The 24,861-nt window shown below is 70.4% G+C and carries 26 protein-coding genes; 14 read left to right on the top strand and 12 right to left on the bottom strand.

The window, feature by feature from the left end:
* Positions 1–206 precede the first annotated feature (206 nt).
* The 6 genes from dnaK to IL992_RS05565 all read left to right on the top strand — a co-directional run bounded on the left by dnaK (position 207) and on the right by IL992_RS05565 (position 8,506).
* The gene (gene dnaK / locus IL992_RS05590) at positions 207–2,081 is read left to right on the top strand and encodes a molecular chaperone DnaK (RefSeq protein ID WP_193202190.1); all 1,875 of its coding nucleotides are present in this window, start codon (positions 207–209) and stop codon (positions 2,079–2,081) included.
* The gene (gene grpE / locus IL992_RS05585; protein ID WP_193202189.1) at positions 2,078–2,725 is read left to right on the top strand and encodes a nucleotide exchange factor GrpE; all 648 of its coding nucleotides are present in this window, start codon (positions 2,078–2,080) and stop codon (positions 2,723–2,725) included. The genes dnaK and grpE overlap by 4 nt, the downstream gene beginning before the upstream one ends.
* Before the next feature lie 137 nt (positions 2,726–2,862).
* Complete coding sequence (gene dnaJ / locus IL992_RS05580; RefSeq protein WP_193202188.1) at positions 2,863–4,032, top strand: molecular chaperone DnaJ; 1,170 nt, start codon at positions 2,863–2,865, stop codon at positions 4,030–4,032.
* A gap of 4 nt (positions 4,033–4,036) precedes the next feature.
* On the top strand, positions 4,037–4,384 hold the full coding sequence (locus tag IL992_RS05575; RefSeq protein WP_142563365.1) for a heat shock protein transcriptional repressor HspR: 348 nt from the start codon (positions 4,037–4,039) through the stop codon (positions 4,382–4,384).
* Positions 4,385–4,407: 23 nt separating this feature from the next.
* Positions 4,408–6,996: an ATP-dependent chaperone ClpB gene (gene clpB / locus IL992_RS05570; protein ID WP_193202187.1), complete on the top strand. Its 2,589-nt coding sequence runs from the start codon at positions 4,408–4,410 to the stop codon at positions 6,994–6,996.
* Positions 6,997–7,156: 160 nt separating this feature from the next.
* Positions 7,157–8,506, top strand: coding sequence for a hypothetical protein (locus IL992_RS05565; protein ID WP_193202186.1), 1,350 nt, complete (start codon positions 7,157–7,159; stop codon positions 8,504–8,506).
* A 221-nt stretch (positions 8,507–8,727) separates the two neighbouring features.
* On the opposite strand, the gene IL992_RS05560 is transcribed toward IL992_RS05565, so the two are convergent.
* Positions 8,728–9,267 carry a tetratricopeptide repeat protein gene (locus tag IL992_RS05560; protein WP_319018366.1) on the bottom strand — a complete coding sequence of 180 codons (540 nt, stop codon included), beginning with the start codon at positions 9,265–9,267 and terminating at the stop codon, positions 8,728–8,730.
* A 163-nt stretch (positions 9,268–9,430) separates the two neighbouring features.
* On the opposite strand from IL992_RS05560, the gene IL992_RS05555 reads away from it, so the two are divergent.
* Positions 9,431–9,826, top strand: a complete 396-nt coding sequence (locus IL992_RS05555; RefSeq protein ID WP_193202185.1) for a hypothetical protein — start codon at positions 9,431–9,433, stop codon at positions 9,824–9,826.
* Between the two features lie 20 nt (positions 9,827–9,846).
* Here the strand turns inward: IL992_RS05555 and IL992_RS05550 are convergent, their stop codons facing one another.
* Positions 9,847–10,497 (bottom strand): TetR family transcriptional regulator, encoded by a 651-nt coding sequence (locus IL992_RS05550; protein ID WP_193202308.1) that lies wholly within the window; start codon positions 10,495–10,497, stop codon positions 9,847–9,849.
* A gap of 182 nt (positions 10,498–10,679) precedes the next feature.
* Positions 10,680–11,768, bottom strand: coding sequence for a CapA family protein (locus IL992_RS05545; protein WP_319018365.1), 1,089 nt, complete (start codon positions 11,766–11,768; stop codon positions 10,680–10,682).
* A gap of 118 nt (positions 11,769–11,886) precedes the next feature.
* Between IL992_RS05545 and IL992_RS05540 the strand changes: the two genes are divergently transcribed.
* Positions 11,887–12,324 carry a Fur family transcriptional regulator gene (locus IL992_RS05540; RefSeq protein WP_193202307.1) on the top strand — a complete coding sequence of 146 codons (438 nt, stop codon included), beginning with the start codon at positions 11,887–11,889 and terminating at the stop codon, positions 12,322–12,324.
* Between the two features lie 67 nt (positions 12,325–12,391).
* Positions 12,392–13,840: a catalase gene (locus IL992_RS05535; RefSeq protein WP_193202183.1), complete on the top strand. Its 1,449-nt coding sequence runs from the start codon at positions 12,392–12,394 to the stop codon at positions 13,838–13,840.
* 122 nt (positions 13,841–13,962) lie between these two features.
* Here the strand turns inward: IL992_RS05535 and IL992_RS05530 are convergent, their stop codons facing one another.
* Positions 13,963–14,169: a DUF397 domain-containing protein gene (locus IL992_RS05530; RefSeq protein WP_193202182.1), complete on the bottom strand. Its 207-nt coding sequence runs from the start codon at positions 14,167–14,169 to the stop codon at positions 13,963–13,965.
* Between the two features lie 64 nt (positions 14,170–14,233).
* Positions 14,234–15,091: a helix-turn-helix domain-containing protein gene (locus tag IL992_RS05525; protein WP_193202181.1), complete on the bottom strand. Its 858-nt coding sequence runs from the start codon at positions 15,089–15,091 to the stop codon at positions 14,234–14,236.
* 564 nt (positions 15,092–15,655) lie between these two features.
* Here IL992_RS05525 and IL992_RS05520 point away from each other — a divergent pair.
* The 3 genes from IL992_RS05520 to IL992_RS05510 all read left to right on the top strand — a co-directional run bounded on the left by IL992_RS05520 (position 15,656) and on the right by IL992_RS05510 (position 17,572).
* Positions 15,656–15,817, top strand: coding sequence for a hypothetical protein (locus tag IL992_RS05520; RefSeq protein ID WP_193202180.1), 162 nt, complete (start codon positions 15,656–15,658; stop codon positions 15,815–15,817).
* Between the two features lie 193 nt (positions 15,818–16,010).
* Positions 16,011–16,562 carry an HD domain-containing protein gene (locus IL992_RS05515; RefSeq protein WP_193202306.1) on the top strand — a complete coding sequence of 184 codons (552 nt, stop codon included), beginning with the start codon at positions 16,011–16,013 and terminating at the stop codon, positions 16,560–16,562.
* Between the two features lie 101 nt (positions 16,563–16,663).
* A complete protein-coding gene (locus IL992_RS05510) occupies positions 16,664–17,572 on the top strand; it encodes a Rieske (2Fe-2S) protein (RefSeq protein ID WP_193202179.1) in 909 nt (302 codons plus the stop codon).
* A gap of 57 nt (positions 17,573–17,629) precedes the next feature.
* On the opposite strand, the gene IL992_RS05505 is transcribed toward IL992_RS05510, so the two are convergent.
* From IL992_RS05505 to IL992_RS05495, 3 genes are read right to left on the bottom strand one after another with little or no spacing between them, the layout of a single operon-like run.
* Entirely contained in the window at positions 17,630–17,875 is a 246-nt protein-coding gene (locus IL992_RS05505; RefSeq protein ID WP_205830246.1) for a hypothetical protein, read from the bottom strand.
* Between the two features lie 6 nt (positions 17,876–17,881).
* Positions 17,882–18,631: a sulfite exporter TauE/SafE family protein gene (locus IL992_RS05500; protein WP_193202305.1), complete on the bottom strand. Its 750-nt coding sequence runs from the start codon at positions 18,629–18,631 to the stop codon at positions 17,882–17,884.
* Positions 18,632–18,690: 59 nt separating this feature from the next.
* Positions 18,691–19,479, bottom strand: coding sequence for an ABC transporter ATP-binding protein (locus tag IL992_RS05495; RefSeq protein WP_079316427.1), 789 nt, complete (start codon positions 19,477–19,479; stop codon positions 18,691–18,693).
* A 71-nt stretch (positions 19,480–19,550) separates the two neighbouring features.
* Here IL992_RS05495 and IL992_RS05490 point away from each other — a divergent pair, with 71 nt between their 5' ends.
* The gene (locus tag IL992_RS05490) at positions 19,551–20,276 is read left to right on the top strand and encodes a hypothetical protein (RefSeq protein ID WP_404804731.1); all 726 of its coding nucleotides are present in this window, start codon (positions 19,551–19,553) and stop codon (positions 20,274–20,276) included.
* Positions 20,277–20,294: 18 nt separating this feature from the next.
* Here the strand turns inward: IL992_RS05490 and IL992_RS05485 are convergent, their stop codons facing one another.
* The 4 genes from IL992_RS05485 to IL992_RS05470 all read right to left on the bottom strand — a co-directional run bounded on the left by IL992_RS05485 (position 20,295) and on the right by IL992_RS05470 (position 23,407).
* Entirely contained in the window at positions 20,295–21,203 is a 909-nt protein-coding gene (locus IL992_RS05485; RefSeq protein ID WP_193202177.1) for an LLM class flavin-dependent oxidoreductase, read from the bottom strand.
* Between the two features lie 40 nt (positions 21,204–21,243).
* Positions 21,244–22,335 (bottom strand): NAD(P)/FAD-dependent oxidoreductase, encoded by a 1,092-nt coding sequence (locus tag IL992_RS05480; protein WP_193202176.1) that lies wholly within the window; start codon positions 22,333–22,335, stop codon positions 21,244–21,246.
* 85 nt (positions 22,336–22,420) lie between these two features.
* Entirely contained in the window at positions 22,421–22,885 is a 465-nt protein-coding gene (locus IL992_RS05475; RefSeq protein ID WP_193202175.1) for a MarR family winged helix-turn-helix transcriptional regulator, read from the bottom strand.
* A 30-nt stretch (positions 22,886–22,915) separates the two neighbouring features.
* A complete protein-coding gene (locus tag IL992_RS05470) occupies positions 22,916–23,407 on the bottom strand; it encodes a MarR family winged helix-turn-helix transcriptional regulator (protein ID WP_193202174.1) in 492 nt (163 codons plus the stop codon).
* Between the two features lie 179 nt (positions 23,408–23,586).
* Here IL992_RS05470 and IL992_RS05465 point away from each other — a divergent pair, with 179 nt between their 5' ends.
* Positions 23,587–24,849, top strand: coding sequence for an amidohydrolase family protein (locus tag IL992_RS05465; protein WP_193202173.1), 1,263 nt, complete (start codon positions 23,587–23,589; stop codon positions 24,847–24,849).
* Positions 24,850–24,861: the final 12 nt, after the last annotated feature.

Genomic DNA, 24,861 nt, shown 5'->3' with positions numbered 1-24,861 from the left:
GTTGAGAGTGGCGGCCACATGCCCGGCGGCCGGGCGTCCACCGCCCCGGACGGGGCAGGGAGGACAGGCCACACAAGTTCGCGATGACGGGATGAAATCCGCGCGCTCCAGGGTTGAGCCTCATAGACTCAAGACGTTTGACAGACCCCTCGGCGGGGCTAGTATTTGAGTCTGACCGACTCAACTTTGACTACAAGGACGTACTCATGGCACGTGCGGTAGGTATCGACCTGGGGACGACCAACTCCGTCGTCTCGATCCTCGAGGGCGGCGAGCCCACGGTCATCGCGAACGCTCAGGGCTCGCGGACCACGCCGTCCGTGGTCGCGTTCGCGAAGAACGGCGAGGTTCTCGTCGGCGAGGTCGCCAAGCGGCAGGCGGTGACCAACGTCGACAGGACCATCCGCTCGGTCAAGCGCCACATGGGCACGAACTGGTCGATCGAGATCGACGGCAAGAAGTTCACGCCCCAGCAGATCAGCGCGTTCGTCCTGCAGAAGCTCAAGCAGGACGCGGAGGCGTATCTGGGCGAGAAGATCACCGACGCGGTGATCACCGTCCCGGCGTACTTCAACGACGCCCAGCGGCAGGCCACCAAGGAGGCCGGCCAGATCGCGGGCCTCAACGTGCTGCGCATCATCAACGAGCCCACCTCCGCGGCTCTGGCCTACGGCCTCGACAAGGAGAAGGACCAGACCATCCTGGTCTTCGACCTCGGCGGCGGCACCTTCGACGTGTCCCTGCTCGACGTCGGTCAGGAGGACGGGCACGGATTCGTCGAGGTCAAGGCCACCAGCGGTGACAACCACCTCGGCGGCGACGACTGGGACCAGCGGGTCGTCGACGAGCTGGTGACCCGTTTCAAGAACGCGCACGGCGTGGACCTGTCCAAGGACAAGATGGCCCTCCAGCGCCTGCGCGAGGCGGCCGAGAAGGCCAAGATCGAGCTGTCGGCCCAGACCGAGACCACGATCAACCTGCCCTACATCACCGCCTCCTCCGAGGGCCCGCTGCACCTGGAGGAGAAGCTGACCCGGGCGGAGTTCCAGCGGATCACCGCCGACCTGCTCGAGCGCTGCAAGGGCCCCTTCCACCAGGTCATCAAGGACGCGGGGATCAAGATCTCCGACATCGCCCACGTGGTCATGGTCGGCGGCTCCACCCGTATGCCGGCCGTGTCCGACCTGGTCAAGGAGCTGACCGGCGGCAAGGAGCCCAACAAGGGCGTGAACCCGGACGAGGTCGTCGCCATCGGCGCCGCGCTCCAGGCCGGTGTCCTGAAGGGCGAGGTCAAGGACGTCCTGCTGCTCGACGTCACCCCGCTCAGCCTGGGCATCGAGACCAAGGGCGGGATCTTCACCAAGATCATCGAGCGCAACACGACGATCCCGACCAAGCGCTCGGAGGTCTTCACCACGGCCGAGGACAACCAGCCGTCGGTGCAGATCCAGGTCTACCAGGGCGAGCGCGAGATCGCGGCGTACAACAAGAAGCTGGCCACCTTCGAGCTGACCGGCATCGCCCCGGCCCCGCGCGGCATCCCGCAGATCGAGGTCACCTTCGACATCGACGCCAACGGCATCGTGAACGTCTCGGCGAAGGACCTCGGCACGGGCAAGGAGCAGTCGATGACCATCACCGGCGGCTCGGCCCTGGGCAAGGACGACATCGAGCGCATGATGCGCGAGGCGGAGTCCTACGCCGAGGAGGACAAGCGGCGCCGCGAGGAGGCCGAGGTCCGCAACAACGCGGACGCGCTGGCCTACCAGACGGAGAAGTTCCTCCGCGAGAACGACGAGAAGGTCCCGGCCGACGTGAAGACCGAGGTCAACGACTCGCTCGCCGAGCTGAAGAAGACGCTGGAGGGCACCGACATCCCCGCCATCCGCACCGCCGCCGAGAAGCTCGCCACGGTCAGCCAGAAGATGGGCTCGGCCATCTACGCCCAGTCGCAGGCCGGTGCCGAGGGCGCCGCGGCCGGCGCGGGCGCGGCGGGCCCTGAGGGCGCGCAGGCGAAGGCCGACGAGGACGTGGTCGAGGCCGAGATCGTCGACGACGAGCGGGAGGGCGGCCGCAAGTGAGCCCGCGTGAGAACGGTTCCGAGGAGGAGCCGGTGATCCGCGACAACCGCAAAATCGACCCGGAGACCGGCAAGGCCCGAGAGTCCGCCGGGGACGCGCCCGAGGCCGTCCCGGCGGACGAGGGCACGCAGACGGCGGCGCCCGCCGAGGGGTCCGCGACGGACCTGCTCGCCGAGCGCACCGCCGACCTGCAGCGGCTCCAGGCGGAGTTCAGCAACTACCGCAAGCGGGTCGAGCGCGACCGGATCGCCGTCAGGGAACAGGCCGTCGCGAGCGTGCTCACCGAACTGCTGCCGGTGCTCGACGACATCGGCCGCGCCCGCGACCACGGCGAGCTCACCGGCGGCTTCGCGAAGGTGAGCGAGTCGCTGGAGGCGGCCGTCGGCAAGCTGGGCCTGACCGCGTACGGCGCGAAGGGCGACACCTTCGACCCGACCGTGCACGAGGCCCTGCTGCACAGCTACTCGGCGGAGGTGACCGAGCCGACGTGCATCGAGATCCTCCAGCCGGGCTACCGGATCAACGACCGGATCCTGCGCGCCGCCCGGGTGGCCGTCGCCGAGCCGAGCGAGGAGGCGGCGGCGGAGGAGACGGCGGCCGGCTCCGGCGAGTCCGGCGCGTCCGGCGGGCCGGACGAGAACTGAAACCGCGGAGGTCTCTCCCGATCGGCGAAGATCGGGAGAGACCCGCGAGTGCACCCGCGACGACAGCCGCGGGGGCATCCGCGGGAACAGCCGCGAGAACACCGATTTACTCCCCTTTCGTGCGAAGGAAGCGATAGATGAGCACCAAGGACTACTTGGAAAAGGACTACTACGCCGTCCTTGGTGTGCCCAAGACCGCGAGCGCCGAGGAGATCAAGAAGGCGTATCGCAAGCTCGCCCGCAAGTACCACCCCGACGCCAACCCGGGGAACAAGGAGACCGAGGAGAAGTTCAAGGAGGTCTCCGAGGCGTACGACGTGCTCTCCGACGTCAAGCGGCGCAAGGAGTACGACGAGGCGCGCACGCTCTTCGGGTCGGGCCTCGGCGGCTACGCGGGCGCGGGCGGGACCCGGGCCGGCGGGGGCTTCAACTTCGACCTCGGCGACCTGTTCGGCGGCTCGGGGTCGGGCGAGCGGATCGGGGACCTGTTCGGGGGGTTGTTCAACCGGGGCGGAGCGGGCACGCGCACGACGACCGCCCGGCCACGGCGCGGCCAGGACGTCGAGTCGGAGGTGACGCTCGCCTTCGGCGAGGCGGTCGACGGCACCACCGTGTCCCTCCGGCTCACCAGTTCGGCCGCCTGCACCGCCTGCGGCGGCACGGGGGCGAAGGCGGGCACGACGCCACGGGTCTGCCCGACCTGCGAGGGAACCGGGGCGGCCAGCCGCAACCTCGGCAACTTCGCCTTTTCCGAGCCGTGCCGCGACTGCCGCGGCCGGGGCCTGGTGGTCGACGACCCCTGCCCCGTCTGCGACGGCAGCGGGCGCGGCAAGAGCACCCGTACGATCCAGGCCCGCATCCCGGCCGGGGTCGGCGACGGCCAGCGCATCAGGATCAAGGGCAAGGGCGCGCCCGGTGAGAACGGCGGCCCGGCCGGCGACCTCTACGTGCTGGTCCACGTCAAGCCGCACCCCGTGTTCGGGCGCAGCGGGGAGAACCTGACCGTCACGGTCCCCGTCACCTTCCCCGAGGCCGCGCTCGGCGCCGAGATCAAGGTGCCGACGCTCCGGGGGATGCCGGTGACCCTGCGCATCCCGGAGGGAACGCCCAACGGACGGACGTTCCGGGTGCGCGGCCGGGGGGCCTCCCGCAAGGACGGCACGAAGGGCGACCTGCTGGTCACCGTCCAGGTCACGGTGCCCCAGAACCTCGACGACAAGGCCCGCGCGGCTCTCGAGGAGTTCAGGAACGCCACGGAGGGCCAGGACCTTCGCGAAGAGCTGATCAAGCAGGCCAGAAGCGAGTGAGCCGATGGATGCCAGGTTTTTCGACATCTCCGACGACACCCCCGTCTATGTGATCTCCGTAGCCGCCCAGCTGTCCGGGCTGCACCCGCAGACGCTCCGCCAGTACGACCGGCTCGGGCTCGTCAGCCCCGGCCGTACGGCGGGGCGGGGGCGGCTGTACTCGACAAGGGACATCGTGCTTCTGCGCGAGGTCCAGCGGCTCTCCCAGGAGCACGGCATCAACCTCGCCGGCATCAAGCGCATCCTCGAACTCGAAACCGAGAACATGCGCCTGCGCGAGGAGGTCACCCGGCTCAGGGGTGAGCTCACGATGTTGCGGGCACTGGTCCGCTACGAACTGCCACCTGCCTGATCGGCGAAACGAGGCATTCACATATGGACTACAAGTTCACCCAGAAGAGCCAGGAGGCCCTGTCCGCGGCCGTCCGGCGCGCCGCGGCCGACGGCAACCCCGAGGTCGCGCCCGCGCACCTGCTGACGACCCTGCTGGCGCAGAACGGCGGCATCGCCGGGTCGCTGCTGCAGGCCGTCGGCGCGGACCCCCGGCAACTGCGCGCCCAGGCCGAGGAGTTGCTCGACCGGCTGCCGAAGGCGCAGGGCTCCACCGTGAGCGCGCCGTCCAGCTCGCGCCAGCTGCTGACCGTGCTCAACACCGCCGCGCAGCGGGCCAAGCAGCTCGAGGACGAGTACGTCTCGACCGAGCACCTGCTGGTCGGGCTCGCCACCGACGGCGGGCAGGTCGCCGACCTGCTGAAGGCCGCGGGCGCCACTCCCAACGCGCTGCTCGAGGCGTTCGAGAAGGTCCGCGGGCACGCCAGGGTCACGAGCGAGACGCCCGAGGACACCTACCAGGCGCTGGAGAAGTACGGCGTCGACCTCACCGAGCGGGCGCGCTCGGGCAAGCTCGACCCGGTGATCGGCCGCGACAGCGAGATCCGCCGGGTCGTCCAGGTGCTGTCGCGCCGCACCAAGAACAACCCCGTGCTGATCGGCGAGCCCGGCGTCGGCAAGACCGCCGTGGTCGAGGGCCTCGCCCAGCGGATCGTCGCGGGCGACGTGCCCGAAAGCCTGCGCAACAAGCGCCTGGTCGCGCTCGACCTCGGCGCGATGGTCGCGGGCGCGAAATACCGCGGTGAGTTCGAGGAACGTCTCAAGGCCGTGCTCAACGAGATCAAGGAGAGCAACGGCCAGATCGTGACGTTCATCGACGAGCTGCACACGATGGTCGGCGCGGGCGCCGCCGAGGGCGCGATGGACGCGGGCAACATGCTCAAGCCCATGCTGGCCCGCGGCGAGCTGCGCATGATCGGCGCCACCACGCTCGACGAGTATCGCGAGCGCATCGAGAAGGACCCGGCCCTGGAGCGGCGGTTCCAGCAGGTCTACGTCGGCGAGCCGACCGTCGAGGACACGATCGCGATCCTGCGCGGGCTGAAGGGCCGTTACGAGGCCCACCACCAGGTGCAGATCTCCGACAGCGCCCTGGTCGCCGCCGCGACGCTCTCCGACCGCTACATCACCGCGCGCTACCTTCCCGACAAGGCGATCGACCTGGTCGACGAGTCGATGTCGCGGCTGCGCATGGAGATCGACTCGCGGCCGGTGGAGATCGACCAGCTCCAGCGGAGCGTGGACCGCCTGAAGATGGAGGAGCTCGCGCTCGCCAAGGAGACCGACGAGGCCAGCCGGCAGCGCCTGGAGAAGCTCCGCGAGGAGCTGGCCAACCGTCAGGAGGACCTCAACGCCCTGGTCAGCCGGTGGGAGCGGGAGAAGGCCGGCCTCAACAAGGTCGGTGAGCTGAAGAAGCAACTCGACGAGGCGCGTAGCGCCGCCGAGCGGGCCCAGCGCGACGGCGACTTCGAGGCCGCGTCCCGGCTCATGTACGGCGACGTCCCCCGGCTGGAGAAGGAGCTCGCCGAGGCTTCCAAGGCCGCCGAGACGGCGGAGGTCGAGGAGCCGATGGTGAAGGAGGAGGTCGGGCCCGACGACATCGCCGAGGTCATCTCCTCGTGGACCGGCATCCCCGCCGGGCGGCTGCTGGAGGGTGAGACCGCCAAGCTGCTGCGCATGGAGGACGAGCTGGGCAAGCGCCTGATCGGCCAGCAGCAGGCCGTCCAGGCGGTCTCCGACGCCGTACGGCGGGCCCGGGCCGGCATCTCCGACCCCGACCGGCCCACCGGCTCGTTCCTCTTCCTCGGCCCGACCGGCGTCGGCAAGACCGAGCTGGCCAAGGCACTCGCCGAGTTCCTGTTCGACGACGAGCGGGCCATGACCCGCATCGACATGAGCGAGTACAGCGAGAAGCACAGCGTGGCCCGTCTGGTCGGCGCGCCGCCCGGATACGTGGGCTACGAGGAGGGCGGCCAGCTCACCGAGGCCGTGCGGCGCAGGCCGTACACCGTGGTGCTGCTCGACGAGATCGAGAAGGCCCATCCCGAGGTCTTCGACATCCTGCTGCAGGTGCTCGACGACGGCCGGCTGACCGACGGGCAGGGCCGCACGGTCGACTTCCGCAACACGATCCTGATCCTCACCTCGAACATCGGCTCGCAGTTCCTCGTGGACCCCACGATGGAGAGTGAGACCAAGCGCGAGGCGGTGATGAACGCGGTGCGGGCGTCGTTCAAGCCCGAGTTCCTCAACCGGCTCGACGACATCATCGTGTTCGACGCGCTCGGCACCGAGGAGCTGTCGCAGATCGTGGACCTGCAGGTCGCCCGGCTCGCGCGGCGCCTGTCGGACCGGCGGCTGAAGCTGACCGTCACGCCCGCCGCCCGCGACTGGCTCGCGCTGACCGGCTACGACCCGTTGTACGGCGCGCGCCCGCTGCGCCGCCTGATCCAGTCGGCCATCGGCGACAAGCTCGCCAAGGAGCTGCTGTCGGGCGCCATCCGGGACGGCGACGAGGTAATCGTCGACTTTGACGAGGCAGGTGACACGCTGACGATCCGGCCCTCTCGGTAAGGTCTTCCCCACCATTGAGGCAAGCGCGCCCCGCCCTTTCCCCTCGCTGCTACGTTCGGCGTTCGTCGGACTACCGTACGCGATCAGGGGGACGTGGATGTCCAGGACATCACGAAGTATTCGAGGGCGGTGCGTCGCGCTTGCGGCGGTCACTGCCGGAGTGAGCTGGCTGACCGGAGGCCCGGCGATGGCGAAGGGCGGCGCGCTGGCCGACGCCTGCCGGGCCCAAAGCCACGGCGTCACCGGCCGCGACGTCACCGGCCACGAGGTCACCGGCCGCGACCTGACGGGTGGGCTGACCACCCTCGCTCCGGCGGCGAGCGTGCTGAGCATCGCCGACGCGGCAGGGGCGGCCGCCGGGCAGGGGCACAACTCGCTTCCCACCGGCTCGGCCACGGTCGCCCGCACCGTCCCGGGGCCCGCGGCGCTGCCGGCCGTGCCGGGCCCCCGTACGCTGCCGGGTTCGATGCCGCGCACGGCACCTGGCGCGGTGCCCGGCGGCGCGGCGGCACTGCCCGCGAAGACGCTGCCCGCCGACGCCACGACCCTCTCGGCGCCCGCGAAGGCGGCCTCCGCCCCGGTGAACAACGCCGTGGCCGGCGCCACTGCCGTCGCCGAACCGCGCCGCGCACCCGCCGTTTCCGCGGCTGATGCCAAGACCCTGTTCCCGGCCAGGAGCACCGTGCCCCTCCTCGCCGTCGCCCCCGCCAGGCCCGGCGCCGCGGACACCTGCGCGCCGCAGGCGCTGCGGACCGCGCCGGCCGCCCACGAGCGGGAGCACCCCGTCGCGCAGGGGCATCCGAAGAAGAGCCACCGGCATCCCAAGCCGGAGGACGAGTCGGCGAGCCCGGCGTCCCGGGGCGGCTCGGCCCAGGGCCCGATGTCGCAGAAGCCCGGAGCACAGAAGCCCGGAGCACAGAAGCCCGGAGCACAGAACGCGGGGGCGCAGAACGCGGGGGCGCAGAGGCCCGGGGCACAGAACGCGCAGAAGCCGGAGGCGCGGAACCAGGGCATGCAGGGGGTCATCGCGCCCCAGGGCGAGTCCCACAGCACCAGTTCGCAGAGCAGCGCCTCGAGCCAGGAGCAGAGCACCCGGACCTTCCCGGTGAAGGAGCGCCGCCACCGCAAGGCGCACCACCCGCACAAGCAGCCCGGGGTCATAGCCCCGGCCCAGGCCGGCAACCAGAGTGCCGCCCAGGCGGCCCCGCAGGCGGGTCAGGCCGGCCGGCCCATGACCGGCACGCGGAACGCCTCCCTGCCGGAGGGTGAGCGCAAGAAGGACAAGCGGCAGCGGCACGACGACGCGCGCGGGCAGGAGACGGCGGCGGGCGTGCAGCCCGACGCGGCGGACGGCCGGCACGTGCCGCGCCTGCGGCCGCGCGAGTACCCCAAGGCGGCCACGCGCCAGCAGAACGGCGACATCACCGCCCCGGCCGCTCTCACCAAGGCGACGGGCACGCGCGCGGTGACCGATTTCGCCACCGCGACCGGCAAGAAACTCCTGCCGTAACCCTCCATCCGCCGTACGCCACGGACTCGCGAGGACGGCGCCTCGCGGCCGGCGGCTACGCCGAAGACAGCGAAACCGACGACAGCGAAACCGAAGACAACGTGACCAAGGGGCCGTGACGCACGGCCCCTTTTCACGTGCCCTCACAACCACCAGCCACGCGGAACGGCCCGGGGCGCGGTGAAGGAGGCCCTCAGCCGTAGCCGGGGTGCCGGGAGGACTCAGCGGGAGACGTCGAGGAGGGCGTCGAGGTCGTCCTCGGGCAGGCCGAGATCGACCCGGATGCGGTAGCGGGTGCGCAGCAGCGAGTCGCGGATGCCCGACCCCGTCGCGCCGCAGGCCCGGATGCCGTCGGTGGCCCACTCGTGCGCCGCGTCGAGGTCGCCGTACGCCACGAGTGTCTCGGCGACGGTCAGCGCGGTGGCGGGGTTCCAGTCCCCTGCCCTGACCGCGGCGATCACGGCCCTGGCCTCCTCGGGCCGGTCGAGTTCGAACAGCGTGTCGGCGATGCCCGCCCGCGGGTCCACCGGCACCTCCCCGCCGTCCTCCAGAGCGCTCTGGTAACGGTCGAGTGCGGTCGCGGGCTGACCGGCCTGCCGCCACTCCTCCGCGGCGAGCACGAGGATCGCCGCCCTGGACATCTCTCCCGACTCGTACCCCTGGGCCAGCGCGTCGAGGCGGCGGGCGAGGGCACCGTGGTCATCGAGCAGCAGGGCCTGTTCGAGCAGTCGGTCCACCTGCTCATTTGTCACATGTGCCACAGAGCCGAGGCTACCGATCCCGGCGTGTTTTCGCAGGACAACACCAGGCATTGCCGAAGCAACAATTAGTACACGTTTGGCTACTATGCGCTTTTCTCTGCAGATAGTCGGGCATATCGCACCATGCCTGTGCCAATCGAAGCTCGGCGAGGAGCGTTACAGCATGTCCAAGCGGGTGATACTGACTCTCGCCTCCACAACGGTGCTCGCCGCGGTGGTCCCGGGTTTCGCCGGCTTCGTCACGGCCCAGTACGAGGCGCTCGACCAGGCCCGCGCCGAACTGGCCCGGCTGCAGGCCAAGCTGCAGATGATGGAGCTGAGGGTCGAGCCGGCGGCGAGTCTGGGATGCCGCGCCGGCACGGCCGGGAAGAGGCAGCCGAGCCTGACGGACGAGGACGACACCCGGGAGCTGACGATACCGCCGCGCACCCGCACCAGATCGTGGCAGAACACCGCCTACGTCCAGGGCACCGCGCCGGGACTGTGGCCCTCGATCGGCGTCCCCCGCGCCGTACCCGGCCCGCAGGCGCCGGGGGACCCCGGCCGCCCCCGCGAGTGAGGCGCCGGGGCGAACCGTCGTCACTCGCCTCCCGAGACGGCGGAGGCGAGCTGGCGGGACAGGTATCCGCAGACGAGCTGTTTGGCTTCGGCCACGATTCCGGGGTCGCCGTTGGGGTCGTGCCGGAAGGCGAGCTTCAGCACCGCGTCCCCGGCCTCGACGGCGACGAGAATGGCACGGTCCAAATCCTCGCTGTCGGCAAGGCCGAATTCGGCGAAAAGCAGCGCGCGGAGCCGTCCGGCGATCACCGTGTTGTTGTCGGACACGGAGTCGAGAAGGTCGAGATCGAAGACCTCGCCGAAGTGCAGCGAGCGGAACCCGGGCACGGTGCGGTGCATCTCGACGTACTCGTCGATGATGGCGTCGACGGCGTCCCACCAGCCCGCGTAGTCCTCGACCATGAAGCGACGCCCGACCCGCGCGACGAACAATTCGACGTTGCGCCGGGTCAGGGCCTGGCTGAGCGCCCGCTTGTCCGGGAAGAACTGGTAGACCGAACCGATCGCCACCCCGGCCCGCTCGGCCACCCGGGTGGTCGTCAGCGCGTCATACCCGCCCTCGTCGAGCAACTCGGCGCAGGCGTCGAGCATCCGCTCCACTCTGCGGGCGCTGCGACGCTGCGAAGGACGCCGCCGCAGCGGCTCACCGGGATGCGACGAGCGCGGCGACATCCCCTCACCACCCCCACGGCCCCAACTGTCGGCGGGTGAACAGTGCTCGACGACGAAGGCGGGACCGCCTGCTTCCCTCACGTACCGGCTGGACACCCACCCATCTTGCCTGTTTCACGCGCCGTGGTCAGCGCTTATCGACCAGTCGTCTGAATTGCGGCAAGAATCCCGTAGCGCCGCCGTCAGGAGTCGGCCGGTGCGGCCGACAGGCCGGTGCAGCCGCGCAGCGCGCGATAGGCGCCGAGCGCCTGCTGCTTGGCGCCGCCCGTCACGGGAATCGGCACGCCGCCGTTGATCCGGGCGGGGGTCCACTGGTCCTTGAGCACCTTCCTGCCGTTGATCGTCAGGGTGAGCACGCCGGTCGTCCCGGTGTCCGGGCCCCAGTTGTAGAAGGCGAAGTTGCCCAGGCCGTACTGCACGTACGCCTGACCGGAGTAACCGCCGCCCAGCAGGATGTGCGCGTGGCTGCCGACGATCACGTCGGCCCCGGCGGCCACGAGCTTGTCCGCCAGGCTCCGCTGCACCGGCGTCGGGCACTTGACCAGCTCGGTGCCCCAGTGCAGGAACACGATGACGGTGTCGGAGTTCTTGCGGGCCTGCCGTACGGCACGCAGGAGGCGGGGCTCGTTCTTGGCCGAGGCGAGCCCGCCCTTGTCGCCGGAGGCGGTCCACGCCTGGATGAACTGCTCGTCGAGCACCTGGGTCGCGCCGATGATCGACACCCGGTTGCCGTTGACGGTCCTGCGGTAGGGCCGGTATGCCTCGGTCTCGTTCGCGCCGATGCCGATGACGGGGAACTTCGAGGACCTGATCGCGGCGAGCGTGTCCCGCAGGCCGCTCTCCATGTAGTCCATGCCGTGGTTGTTGGCCATCGTGACGACGTCCACCCCGGCGGCCTTGAGGGCGGCGAACGCCGTGGCCGGGGCGCGGAAGGTGAACTGCTTGCCCGGCGCGGGCGTACCGGCGGTGGTGATGGCCGTCTCGAGGTTGAGCGCGGTGAGGTTGGATTTGCGCAGCACGGCGGCGATCGGGCCGAGCGCCGTACGCGGGTCGGCGTTGAGCCGGTTGCGCAGGACGCCCTCGAAGTGCACGTCCCCGGCGAAGGAGATCGTGAAGGGCCGCCGCTGCGGCTTGGGAGACGGCGTCGCGGTCCTGACCTCCGGTTGCGACGCGCCGGGGACGGGCTCGCTCTCCGCCGGGCTGCATCCCGCGACGAGGAGGGGAGCCGCGAGGAGGGCGAACAGGGACAGGGCGAGGGGCTGACGTCTCACGGCACCCGAGCATGCCATCTTCCGCCGACATCCGGGGAGCCCGTGGGAGATCCTGGGGCAAAAAACTTGGAGAGTTCCTTTACTTGAGTCATTCAAGTTTACTGCTAACGTGAGGGCTGTGGACGACGCCGGGCGCCTTCGCGAGGCCGGACTGCGGGTGACCGCGGCCCGGCTGGCGATCATGCAGACCGTGAGCGGAGGCGACCACCTCGACGTGGAAGCCATCCATCGCGGTGTGTGCGAACGCGTCGGCCAGGTGTCCCTGCAAGCCGTCTACGACTCGCTGAACGCGTTGCAGCGCGGCGGACTGCTCCGCCGCATCGAGCCCGCGGGCAGCCCGACGCGATACGAGACGCGGGTCGGCGACAACCACCACCACCTCGTCTGCCGCCGCTGCGGAAGAGTCACGGACGTCGACTGCGCGGTGGGGCACGCGCCCTGCCTGGAGCCGGCCTCGGACGCCGGCTACCTGGTGGACGAGGCGGACGTCATCTACTGGGGCCTGTGCCCCCCGTGCCGGGCCGAGACCGGCAGCGCCCGGTCCGACTCCGCCTGAGCCTCGTGTCCCTGCTTTCCGTTGCTTTCCGCACGCATTCCATGAAGTGACCCCGGAGGACAGCCCCATGACCGACAGGCCCATCACCACTACTGACGCCGGGATTCCCGCTCCCAGCGACGAGTTCTCGCTGTCCGTCGGCCCCAACGGCCCGCTGCTGCTGCAGGACCACTACCTGATCCAGAAGATGGCCCACTTCAACCGGGAGCGGGTCCCCGAGCGCGTGGTGCACGCCAAGGGCGGCGGCGCGTACGGCGTGCTGCACATCACCGAGGACGTCAGCCGGTACACCAAGGCCAAGCTGTTCCAGAAGGGCAAGGAGACCGAGCTCTTCCTGCGGTTCTCGACCGTCGCCGGTGAGCTGGGCAGCGCCGACACCGTACGCGACCCCCGCGGCTTCGCGATCAAGTTCTACACGGAGGACGGCAACTACGACATCGTCGGCAACAACACGCCGATCTTCTTCATCCGCGACCCCTCGAAGTTCTCCGACTTCATCCACTCGCAGAAGCGCCGCGCCGACACCCACACGCGTGACAACAACATGCAGTGGGACTTCTGGACGCTGTCGCCCGAGTCCGCCCACCAGGTGGCGTTCCTCATGACCGACCGCGGCACGCCGCGCACGTGGCGGCACATGCACGGCTTCGGGTCGCACACCTTCCTCTGGTACAACGCCGCCGGCGAGAAGTTCTGGGTCAAGTACCACTTCAAGACCGAGCAGGGCATCGAGAACCTCACCGACGCCGAGGCCAAGGCGCTGGTGGCGGAGGACCCGGACTTCCACATCCGCGACCTGCACACCGCCATCAGGAACGGCGACCACCCGGCGTGGCAGGTCAACGTCCAGATCATGCCGTTCGAGGACGCGGCGGACTACCGGTTCAACCCGTTCGACCTCACCAAGGTCTGGCCGCACTCCGACTACCCGGAGATCACGATCGGCCGGTTCGTGCTCAACCGCAACCCGGAGAACTACTTCGCCGAGGTCGAGCAGGCGGGCTTCGAGCCGGCGAATCTGGTGCCGGGCATCGGACCCTCACCGGACAAGATGCTCCAGGGTCGGCTGTTCTCCTACCCGGACGCCCACCGCTACCGCATCGGTCCGAACTACCTGCAGCTTCCGGTCAACGCGCCGAAGGTGCCGGTGCACAGCTACAACCGCGACGGCCAGATGCGCTACCGCAACCCGGGCGACCCGGTCTACGCGCCGAACAGCGTCAACGGCCCCGCGGCCGACCCGTCGCTCTACGAGGGCGAGAACTACCAGGTCGCCGGTGAGATCATCCGGAGCGCTCACGTCAGGCACCGCGATGACGACGACTACGTCCAGCCGCGCGCGCTGTGGGAGAACGTGCTCTCGGACGTCGACCGCGACCACATGGTGAGCAACATCGTCGGCCACGCCTCGGCTCCCGAGGTCACCGCCGACATGAAGAAGCGCGTGGTCGAGTATTGGACCAACATCCACAAGGACCTCGGCCAGCGCGTCGCGCAAGGGCTCGGCGTCGCCTGACCCCCTTCCCCTCGCGTACGGCTCGCGCCCCTTTCCGGGCGCGGGCCGTACGCGCGTCCGCGACCGTCGTCACGAGCGCCCTGCCGGCGCCGATTCCCGGGGTCGCGATTTCGCCGGGCTTGTTAAAGGTCGAACTCGCCGTCCTTCACGCCGCCGATGAACGCGTCCCATTCCGCGGGCGTGAAGATGAGAGCGGGACCGTCCTGGTTCTTGCTGTCACGCACACCCACGTGGCCGTCAGGAAGTACGGCCACTTCCACACAGGCGCAGTTGTTGGCGCTCCGGCTGCTCTTCCACCAGACGGCTCCGGACAGGTCAATCGAGTTCATGGACAACGTTTCTCTCCCCCCGGAAAAGCATTACGCGTGGGTTCCCGGGGCGGTCTAGAGCTGGCTAACGCCAGTGACGGACAGTTTTCTCCAAGAACCGGCGGGAGTCGTCCACGTCGAGGGCCTTCGTCTCCAGGTAGTCGAATGCCACCTCGTACCGGTAGACGATCGCCTCGTCCTCGACCAGACGTCCGCCCAGGAGTGCCTCCAGGTACACGACGTCGTGGAACTCGGGCACCTTGAGGTGGCAGAACGCCCCGGTGTTGATCGGGTGGTCCGCGTCGAGCGGAAGGATCCGCAACTCGACGTTCGGCAGCTCTGACACCTCGATCAACCGCCTGACCTGTTCCCGCATCACCTCGTGGTCGCCGAACCGGCGCAGCAGGACCGACTCCTCCAGGACGGCGGAGATGGCCAGCGGGCTCTCCGCCCTGAGAACCGCCTGCTGGCGCGCCATCCGGACCTCGATCCGGCTGCGGACGCCGCCCGGCGCCTCAAGGGTGCTCCGTTGTCCGCTCTCCATCATGGCTCGGACGTACGCCTCGGTCTGGAACAGGCCCGGCACCACCTGGGGTTCCCAGTCGCGTGCCGCTGTGGCTTCGGCCTCCAGGCCAAGGAACGTCGTGTATTCCTTGGGCAGGGAGTCGCGGTAATCCTCCCACCAGCCCTTCCGGGTCGCGTCCCGGTGCAGGGCGAGCAGCTCTTGGCGTTGGCGGGAATCTACCATGTAGATCACCAGAAGCGCCTCAACATCGCTCGTGCGAGGCGAGGTGCGCGCCGTCTCGATTCTGCTGATCTTCGCTGCCGACCAGCCGAGCCGGGCGGCGACCTGGTCGCCCGTCAGATCGGCGCGCTCGCGTAACCGGCGCAGTTCCTGCCCCAGCCGCCGGCGGCGGACGGTGGGACTGCCGTGCTCGGGCACCCCGGCCGACCTCCTTCATCCGGTGAATCCGGTGGTTGCGGTGGACGCACGGATGGTGGGCGCGCCCTGGCGGATCGGGCGCACGGGTGAGGGGCGCCCTGTCCGAAGATTACCGCGCCCGCTCGTGCAACTTGCACCGTGATTTGCAGCGTATCCGCACAAGATTCTTGCGGATTTCTTTTCGTCAAGTATTGCAGGGCAATGCGTCCTGAGTCACGATCGATGCGGGAAGGGTCTTCCGGAGTGTGGGGGCGCCGGCGTCGCCGGCGAAATACTCCGAGGCCCGCTTCCCCATCCGGGGCACGCGCCCGGCGAGGGGCGCCGGCCGCCTTGGATGCGCGTGACAACGGGAGGCATCCGGGCCAGCGGGATTTCGACATTCGGCCGGCGTCGCCGGCGCTCGCACTGCACAAGCAGTGAACACCGAATGGGCCGTTCCGGCAGTGGAACGCGCCCTCCGTACGACGAATTCAGAACGACGAGATCTCCACTTGGCACCCATCCGGAAGGAGTCTCTTGGTGAATCCCCCCGGTGCCGTCTGGTTATCACTGCTCAAAAGCCGGATGACGATGGCAGACCTGGCGCTGTGCGCCGACCAGGACAGGTGGGCGCGCGAACTGAGATGGACCGTGAGCCGCACCGGCTTCGGCGCCCGCCACTACCGCGACCCCCGCTTCGACCTCGTACGCGAACTGGAGGAGGTCGGCCGCCTCTTCACCGTCTGACGCCCTCTCAACAAGGTCACCGTGACCGCATACGACGAGGGGACGCGTCGTCGTACGGCAGAGGGGCGCGTGCTTCGCGGACCTGACGGCGCGCGGCGCCGGATCGGGGACGAACTGATCGTGACCGGTTAGGCTTGCGCAGGTGACGACCGCGCTCATCCACGAACGGCTGCAGTCTCAGCTCGCCTTCCACATGGAGATCGACAAGCTGAAGCGCGTCATCCGCCGGAACTCGCTGATCGACGGCTCGCGCCGGGAGAACGACGCCGAGCACTCCTGGCATCTGTCCATGATGGCGATGACGCTGGCCGAGCACGCGCCCCCGGGAACCGACGTGTCCAGGGTGGTCGCGATGCTGCTCGTCCACGACATCGTGGAGATCGACGCCGGCGACACCTTCGTCTACGACCCCGTCGCGGTCGAGGGGCAGGCCGCCCTCGAACGCGCGGCGGCCGACCGGATCTTCGGGCTGCTGCCCGAGGACCAGGGGGCGCGACTGCGTGCCCTGTGGGACGAGTTCGAGGAGCGGCGCACCCCGGAGGCGAGGTTCGCCAGGGCGCTCGACCGGCTCGCGCCGATCATCGCCAACCACCACAACGAGGGCGGCACCTGGTCGCTCTACAAGGTGACGGCCCGCCAGGTCATGGAGAAGGTGCGGCTTATCGAGGAGGGGTCGCCCACGCTCGGCGAGTACGCCGCGGAGCTGGTCGCCGGCTCGGTCGCCCGGGGTCATCTGGCGCCCTGACCGGGAGCCTGCCGGTCCGAAACTCGCATATACCGTCTCATGCCTGTCCATGTTCACACCTGTGACGCGGGGGTACGTGATCCCGTGTTAGGGGGCGAAAGATGGAAGAGACGACCAGGCCGCGTGCGGGCCGTACGGCACGGAGGGTCCCTTCGGCAGAGCTCCTCGACGGGCTCGAGCGGGCCACCGTGCTCGACCGGCCGATCACCGTCATATCCAAGAAGGTGCGCCGCAGACTCGGCCCGGGCAAGCTGCGAGACGTCCTGCACGGCGTGCCCATGGGGCACCCGTTGCACCCGGCGCTCGCCGTGACGACCTTCGGCTGCTGGCTGTCGGCGAGCGTGGTGGACATGACCAAGACGGGCTCACGCGCGGCGCGGACGCTGATCCTGGTGGGACTGGGCAGCGCCGTTCCCACGGTGGCGGCCGGCCTCACCGACTGGTCCACCCTGCACCGCGAACAGCAGCGCGTGGGCTTGGTGCACGCCATGACCAACGCCACCGCGGCGCTCTGCTACACGGGCTCTCTTTTCTTACGGGTGACGGGACGCGAACGCGCCGGGCGCATGCTGGCGTACGCGGGACTCGTGGCGGCCTCCGCGGGTGCGCACCTCGGCAGCCACATGTCCTACCGCCAGGCGGCCGGGGCCAACCACGCGGAGTCGGTCGGCCATCTCATGCCGCTCGGCTGGCACGACCTGTGCGCGCTCAAGGACCTGCCCAACGGGCGGCCGGTCCGGCGGCGGCTCGGCTACATCGACCTGTTCGTCCTGCGCCTCGGCGACGACGTGAGCGTGCTCGCGGACAACTGCTCCCACCTCGCCGGCCCTCTCCACCAGGGGCGGGTCGCCATGGAGGAGGGCCAGGCGTGCATCGTCTGCCCATGGCACGGCAGCGCCTTCCGCATCTCCGACGGCCGGGTCATGCACGGACCCGCGACGTCGCGCCAGCCGGCCTTCCAGACCCGGCTGCGGCAGGACGGCGTCGTCCAGGTCCGTCCCGCGGAGTGACCCCCAGTGACTCCACAGTGACTCCACCGTGGGGACGCGTTCCGCGCCCGGACCCGGTCAGCCGGTGTCCGGGCCGCGATCGTCGGCGGGATGTTCGACCAGCGCGAGGACGCGGTTGGACATGAACCTCGCGGTGCGGACGGGAGTGCCCGCCCGCGTGACCTCGGTGACCTCGACCACTCCCCGGCCCGTCGTGATCTCGATCCGGCGGCCCGCCCTGGTCGCGACCACCTCGTAGGTGCGCGGGGTTCCCCCCGCATCGATGACGATCTCCACCCGGTCGCCCTTCACAAGGGCAGACATACCCTTTCAGGACACCAGCTTCACTATCGCCACGATCCCGACGACAACAATGAATCCCCGCAGCAAGGGTGCGGGCAGGCGGCGGCCCACGCGGGCGCCGAGGAAGCCGCCGACGGCCGAGCCGAGCGCGACCATCAGCACGGCGGCCCAGTCCACCGGCGCGATGAACGCGAACAGCACCGCCGCCGTGGCGTTGACCAGCAGCGACAGCAGGTTCTTCGCCGCGTTCACCCGTTGCAGGTCCTCGTCGAGGAAGCTGCCGAGCAGGCCGATCAGCACGATGCCCTGGGCGGCGCCGAAGTAGCCGCCGTACATGCCGGCGCCCAGAACGCCGAGCCACAGCCACGGCCCGCCGTGGGGGTGCGGCCTGCGCCGTACGGCCAGCCACTCGTTGATCCTCGGCTGGAACACGACGAGGAGGCAGGCGACCGCGATGAGCACCGGGACGATGACCTTGAACGCCTCGGCGGGAAGGCGCAGGAGCAGCACCCCGCCGGCGAGCGAGCCGATAACGGACGCGACGCCGAGCCGGAGCAGCCGCTCACGCTGGCCCTTGAGCTCGGCGCGGTAGCCGAGCACCCCGGTCACGCCGCCGGGGACGAGCCCGACGTTGTTGGACACGTTCGCGACGATCGGCGGGAAGCCGACGGCCAGCATCGTCGGGAACGTGATGAGCGACCCCGATCCCACGACGGCGTTGATGGCCCCGGCCCCGACACCGGCCGCGAAGACCGCGGCCGCCTCCCACGGCGTCACTCGCACCTCTCCCTCGTACGGCTATCCGCCAAGGGTAGGCTCCGGGCTCCGCGTGGAGGTCAGAGGGGACGGGCGTACCAGCGGCCCTCCTGGCCGCGGTCGAGATGCAGCGGCACTCCGAAGGTCGCGGACAGGTTCTCCGGCGTCATCACCGAGTCGATCGGTCCCTGGTCGACGACCGAGCCGTGCCGCAGCAACAGCACGTGGGTGAACCCGGCCGGGATCTCCTCGACATGGTGGGTGACCAGCACCATCGTGGGCGACTTGGGGTCGCGGGCCAGCGCGCCGAGGCGGCGTACGAGATCCTCGCGGCCCGCGACGTCGAGCCCGGCGGCGGGCTCGTCGAGCAGCAGCAGCTCGGGATCCGGCATGAGCGCCCGGGCGATCTGCACTCGCTTGCGCTCGCCCTCCGACAGCGTCCCGAAGCGCCGCCGGATCAGGTGCGCGCAGCCGAGCTGGTCGATGAGCTCGACCGCCCGGGTGACGTCGTGGGAGTCGTACTCCTCCGTCCAGCGGCCCAGGATCGCGTACGACGCGGTGAGCACGAGGTCGATGACCTTCTCGTCCGGCGGGATGCGCTCCGACAGGGCCGCGCTGGCCAGGCCGATCCGGGGCCGCAGGTCGAACACGTCCGTCTGGCCGAGCCGCTCGCCGAGGATCTCCACCGAGCCCTCGGACGGGAACAGCAGCGATGCGGCCACCTGGAGCAGCGTCGTCTTGCCCGCGCCGTTCGGTCCGATCACCACCCAGCGCTCGTCTTCCCGGACGCTCCAGTCGATGCCGCGCAGCAGGGCGGCGCCGTCCCTGCGGACGGCCACGTCCTGAAGCTGAAGCACCTGACCGCCCATGTGGTCCCCCTCCCGTGGTTCGCTGAGATAAAACTATGGCAGTCCGACCACATATCGTGGATCGGGTGCGCATCGATTCACCGATCTCCGCCACTCTCGTCGCCTGGGGCAATGCCTGGCTCGGGGGACATGTGAGCCTGGAGCACGCCCTCGACCGCGTCGAGCGCGAGGCCGGGCCACAGGTGGTGGCGGCGGATGACGTCGAGACCCCCCTGCTCGCCTACCTCGTCGACCGGCGGATCGAGGGGCTCGACGCGTTCCGGCTGGCCCTGCCGGCGCCCGGCGACCCGCTCGGGCTCACCGGCCCGCCCGCCTTCAACGGCGCCGCGATCGACGCGGGCCAGGCCGTCGTCGCCGTGCTGCCCGGCCGGTGCCTCGGTCTCGTGCCGTCCGCCGACCGGCGCGGCTCGTCGTACTCCGGGATCCGCTGGACCGTGGCCGAGGCGTCGGCCCTACCGCCCGACGTGCCGTCGCTGGCCGAGGCGGAGCAGGCGCTGCGGACCGCCATGATGGCCGCCACCGAGGCGCTGCTGGGCGTGGGCGGCCCGGCCCAGGGCTTCCCGGCGCCCGACGCGCTCGACCGCGCGGGCGAGGCCCTCGCCCCCGGCTATCCCGGCAGGGCGCACCGGGTCGGCGCCCTCGCCGCCCGGCTGTCGGTGGCGCTCCGCCTCGCCGACGAGCGGGGGCTCACCTCCGGGCAGGTCGCCGCCCGGGTGCAGGCCCTGCGTGACCTCGACCGCGCCGTACGGCGGGCCAGGGTGGCCGCGCACAACGCGATCGTCGAATCCCAGGTCTGACGCGCGCCCGGACCGGGCTCACCGTTTCGCGATCGCCTCGCGGACGGCGGGCACGACCTCCTGGGCCCAGCGGGCCAGGAGAGTGGGGTCGGGGGCCCCGTGGTCGGCGGAGAAGAGCGTGAAGCCCGACGCGCCGTGCTCCAGCACGGCTCCGGTCAGTTCCTCGACCCACTGGCCGGCGGAGCCGCCGATCCAGCGGCCCTCGGAGTCGCGGGTGGCGGGCAGCGGCCGGTCGGTGATGCGCCCGGGGAAGTTGAAGACGGTGCGGATCTCGCGCGGATCGCGGCCGACGGCCGCCGCCGCCTCGTCGATGACCGGCCGCGACGTGCGGTAGCGCTCGCTGAGCCAGTCGGCCGCGTGGCCGGGGATCCAGCCGTCGGCCACCCGGCCGGTGGCGGCCAGGGATTTGCGGCCGACCGATCCGGTCCACACGGGCGGCGCGGGCACGGGGGCCGGCTCGATCCGGTTCACCTGGTAGTGCTTGCCCTGGTAGGTGACCGGAGGGCCGCCGCCCGACAGCAGTTTGACCAGGACGATCGCCTCCTCGAAGGCGTCCACGGCGTCGCCGGGCGAAAGGAGCGGCACCCCCATGTCGGCGATGCGATCCCACAACCCGCCCGCGCCCATGCCGAGCACGACCCTGCCGCCCGACAGGGCCGACAACGACGTCACCATCCTGGCCAGCATGGGAGCGGGCCGGGTCGGCAGGTTGGTGACGTTGGCGAAACCGGCGATGTGCTCCGTGCGCCCGAGGATGAAGCCGAGCGCGGCGTAGGCGTCCACACGTCCGCCGAGGTAGGGATGGTCCGACAACGTGAAGATGTCGAGCCCGTCCCGGTCGGCCTGCTGAGCCATGCGCAGCAGCTCGGGTATGTCGTCGATTCCGGAGTGCGCGCCGAAACCGAAGACGACGTCATGTGCGGGCATTGTTCTGTCTTTCTGTGTGCGGACAGGCGTGGCGTTCATGTCAGGCGGCGCCGAACTGCTCGGTGAAGCGGCCGGTGAACAGGTCGGCCCCCTTGTACGCCGAGACGGTCTCGGCCGGGACGACGACCGGTCCTTCCGGGGAGGGCAACTGGCCGACACCGCCACGCGGGCCGAGCGGGAGCAGGATCATGGGGTAGGGCAGCGGCTGGTAGGTGGCCTCCGGCCGCTCGCCGCGCAGCTGGGCGAGGATGTTCCGGGCCACCACCTCGGCGTGCTGCATCGCGTACCCGGCCATCTTGGCCTCGGGGACGTCGGTGATGTCGCCGACGGCGTAGACGTGCTCGTATCCGTGGACGTTGAGGGTTGCGGTGACGGGAACCTGCCCCCGCGGGGTACGCGCGGTCAGCCGGCCGTCGGCGAGGTAGTCGCTGTTGACGTGAACGCCGTGCGCACGGAACCAGATGTCGGCGGTGATCTCCTCCCCGCCGGTCGTCGTGACGGTGAAGGGCTCCGCCTGGGCGGGTTCGGTCGGCGGAGTCGTGGTCAAGCCGGCGCCCAGCCGCAGGTGGATGCCCAGCTCGTCGAGCTGGCGGTGCAGTTCCCTGCGCATCTCCTCGGGGAAGGCGGCCAGCAGTCGCTCGGCCGGGTCCAGGACGGTTACGTGCTTGTGCGGCCAGACCTCCTTGATCTCGCCGGCGAGTTCCAGACCGACCGGCCCCGCGCCGAGGATCAGCACCCGCTCGGCGCCGGCCAGCTCCTTGTGGGTCCGGCGCAGGTCGTCCATGACCTCGTCCATGGAGTCGGACGCCGGCTTGGCCGGGTAGGTGTAGCTGGAGCCGGTGGCCAGCACCAGGTAGTCGGCCTCGATCCGCCGGCCCGAGGCCAGGGTGACACCGCCGGGGTCCGCCGAGACCGCGCGCTCGCGCACCACGCTGCCACGCCTGAGCCACTGGTCGTAGGGGAAGAACATGGCGCCCGCCCAGTCGGGCCGAGTCAGCGCCCGCAGGGAGCCGGCCGTGTTGACGAACGCGTCCCGGGGGTCGATGAGGACGACGTCGGCCTCGGCGTCCAGCGCCTTGGCGACCGCGGAACCACCGTAACCCCCGCCGACGACCACGACCGTACGACTCATGATTCACACTCCAACGCAAGAAAGAGTTGCAGTTCGTGCCACGAACCATATTAGTTCGTGGCACGAACTGCAACTCTTCTCGGGTTCAGCGCGTGGATTCCGGTTCCAGGAAGACGGTGGGGACCTTGTTGTCCGTCACGACACGGCCGAGCAGAGCGGCGAGCGTGTCGCGCTCCGCCGGCTCCAGCCCCGAGGCCAGTTCCTCGACCCGGCGGCAGGTCTCGGTGTAGAACTCGTCGGCCAGCTTGGCGCCCTGCCTGGTGAGCGACACCCGCACCGCCCGGGAGTCCTGGGGGTCGGGGGCGCGCTGCACCAGTCCGTTGCGCTCGCTGCGGTCCACCAGGCCGGTCAGGCTCGACTTCGCCAGGCCGAGCACCGCGCCCAGCTCGCTCATGCCGTAGGGCTGCGCCATCAGGACGCACAGCAACTGGCCCTGCTGCTGGGTGAGGCCGTACTCGCGGGCGGAATTCGCGTACACGGCGTTCACCAGGAACGTGGACCGCACCAGCGCGGCCACCGTCCCGATCTGGCCGTCGAGATTCTTACTCACCGGTCCAGAGTATCCAATTCGCGAGACGAACTACCGTGTCCTCTGGCGTACAGAAGGGGGCGGCTGGAGCGGGGCGGCGGCTCGGTCCACGTTGTCGGTCACGCGCCGGAGCAGCCGGATCAGTTGCTCCGCCTCCTCGGCGGTGAGACCGGACAGCGCGTCCCGCTCCCCCTGCAGCAGCGCCTCGCGCACCACGTCGAGCCGGTCCCGCGCCAGGTCGGTGACGGAGAAGAGGCTGCCCCGCCGGTCACGGGGATTGCGCTGCCGGCACACCAGGCCGTCGCGCTCCATCCGCGACAGCATCTCGGCCATCGTCGGCTGTTCGACCCGCGCCAACCGGGTCAGGTCCTTCTGCGACAGTGGGCCGTCTTCGGCCAGCGTCAGAAGCACCGCGGCGTTGGCCATGCTCAGCCCGAGGGGGCGCAGCCGCAACTCATGGAGGCGGGTCACCTTCCTCGACGAGTGGTTGATCCAGAACGCCGCATAGCGCTCCGGGACCCACTGCTCCCCCTCGCCCTCCATCGGCGCCTCTTTCCCGCTCGACCGGCCGTCCGGCATGGGCGCGTGCCGGCATGTCCCGCGCGGGGCACCCGTCCACCGCCCGGCAAAAGGCTACCGACACCTCAAGCGCCCGTTGCATAGGCACCTATGTATCTGTTTACATAGGGCCCTATGCATCAGCTCGGCAGACTGGACGGACCATGAAGACAGCCATCGTCAACGCCCGCGTGTTCGACGGCGAGAGGCCGATCGGCCCCGCCGGTGTGCTCGTCGGCGACGGGCGGATCCTCGCCGTGGGAGGGGACATGCCCTCCGACGCCGAGGTCGTCGACGCCGCCGGGGCGACCCTCCTCCCCGGCCTGATCGACGCCCACGTCCACACCAGCGAGGACTCCCTCGCGCTCGCCCTGACGTTCGGCGTGACGACGGAACTCGAGATGCAGGGCGGGCACACCCGGCACAGCCGCGCCCACATCGAGGACGACGACACGCTCGCCGACGTCCGCTCCGCCGGCTTCGGCCTCACGGCGCCGGGCGGGCATCCCAGCGAACTGGTCCCCGAGGGCTTCGACATCCGTCCCTTCATCGGGCGCGGCGGGCAGGCGTCCGCCGGGGACGGCGCGCCGGATGACCGGTGGCAGGCCGGCCCTCCCCCGGAACCTCACGTGACCACCCCCGAGGAGGCGGTGGCGTGGATTCCTCGCCTCGTGGCTTCGGGCTCGGACTACATCAAGTTCATGGTCGACGACGGGACGGTCGAGGGGCATCCAGGCCTCCCCATGCTCGACCAGGCGACGCTGAACGCCGGCGTCGCAGAGGCCCACCGGCACGGGATGCTCGCCATCGCCCACGCGCTCACCGTCGACGCCACCCGCATGGCGATCGAGGCGGGCGTGGACGGCCTCGCCCACCTGTTCATGGACCGGCCGCACACCCCCGAGATCATCCGGATGATCGCCGACTCCGGCGCCTTCGTCGTCGCGTGCGTGTGCCTGAACGCCTCACTGATGGGGATGACCGGCGAGGCGCTGGCCGACGACCCGCGGGTGAGCAGGCGTCTCGACGACCGCTGGAACAAGACCCTGCGCGGCAGCTTCGACCGCTACCCGCAGGGCAGGCTCGACGACGTGCTGGCGTCCGTCGCGGCCCTGCACGAGGCCGGCGTCGACGTCCTCGTCGGCACCGACACCTCCATCCCCGTGCCGTTCCTCGGCGGGCTGGCCCACGGCGCGAGCGTGCACCACGAACTGGGATACCTCGTCCGCGCCGGTCTCACCCCGTCCGCGGCGCTCCACGCGGCCACCGCCGCCACCGCCCGGCGGTTCCGGCTGGACGACCGCGGGCGCGTCGCCCCGGGGCTGCGCGCCGACCTCCTCCTGGTCGACGGCGATCCCACCACGGCCATCGGCGACACCCTGAACATCCGGGCCGTCTGGCGGCGCGGCGCCCGGCTCGCGGGGTGAGCAGGCAGGCGC

The sequence above is a fragment of the Microbispora sitophila genome, from assembly GCF_014892245.1.
GTDB lineage: Bacteria > Actinomycetota > Actinomycetes > Streptosporangiales > Streptosporangiaceae > Microbispora > Microbispora siamensis.
This window is presented reverse-complemented; position numbering and strand designations above follow the sequence as displayed.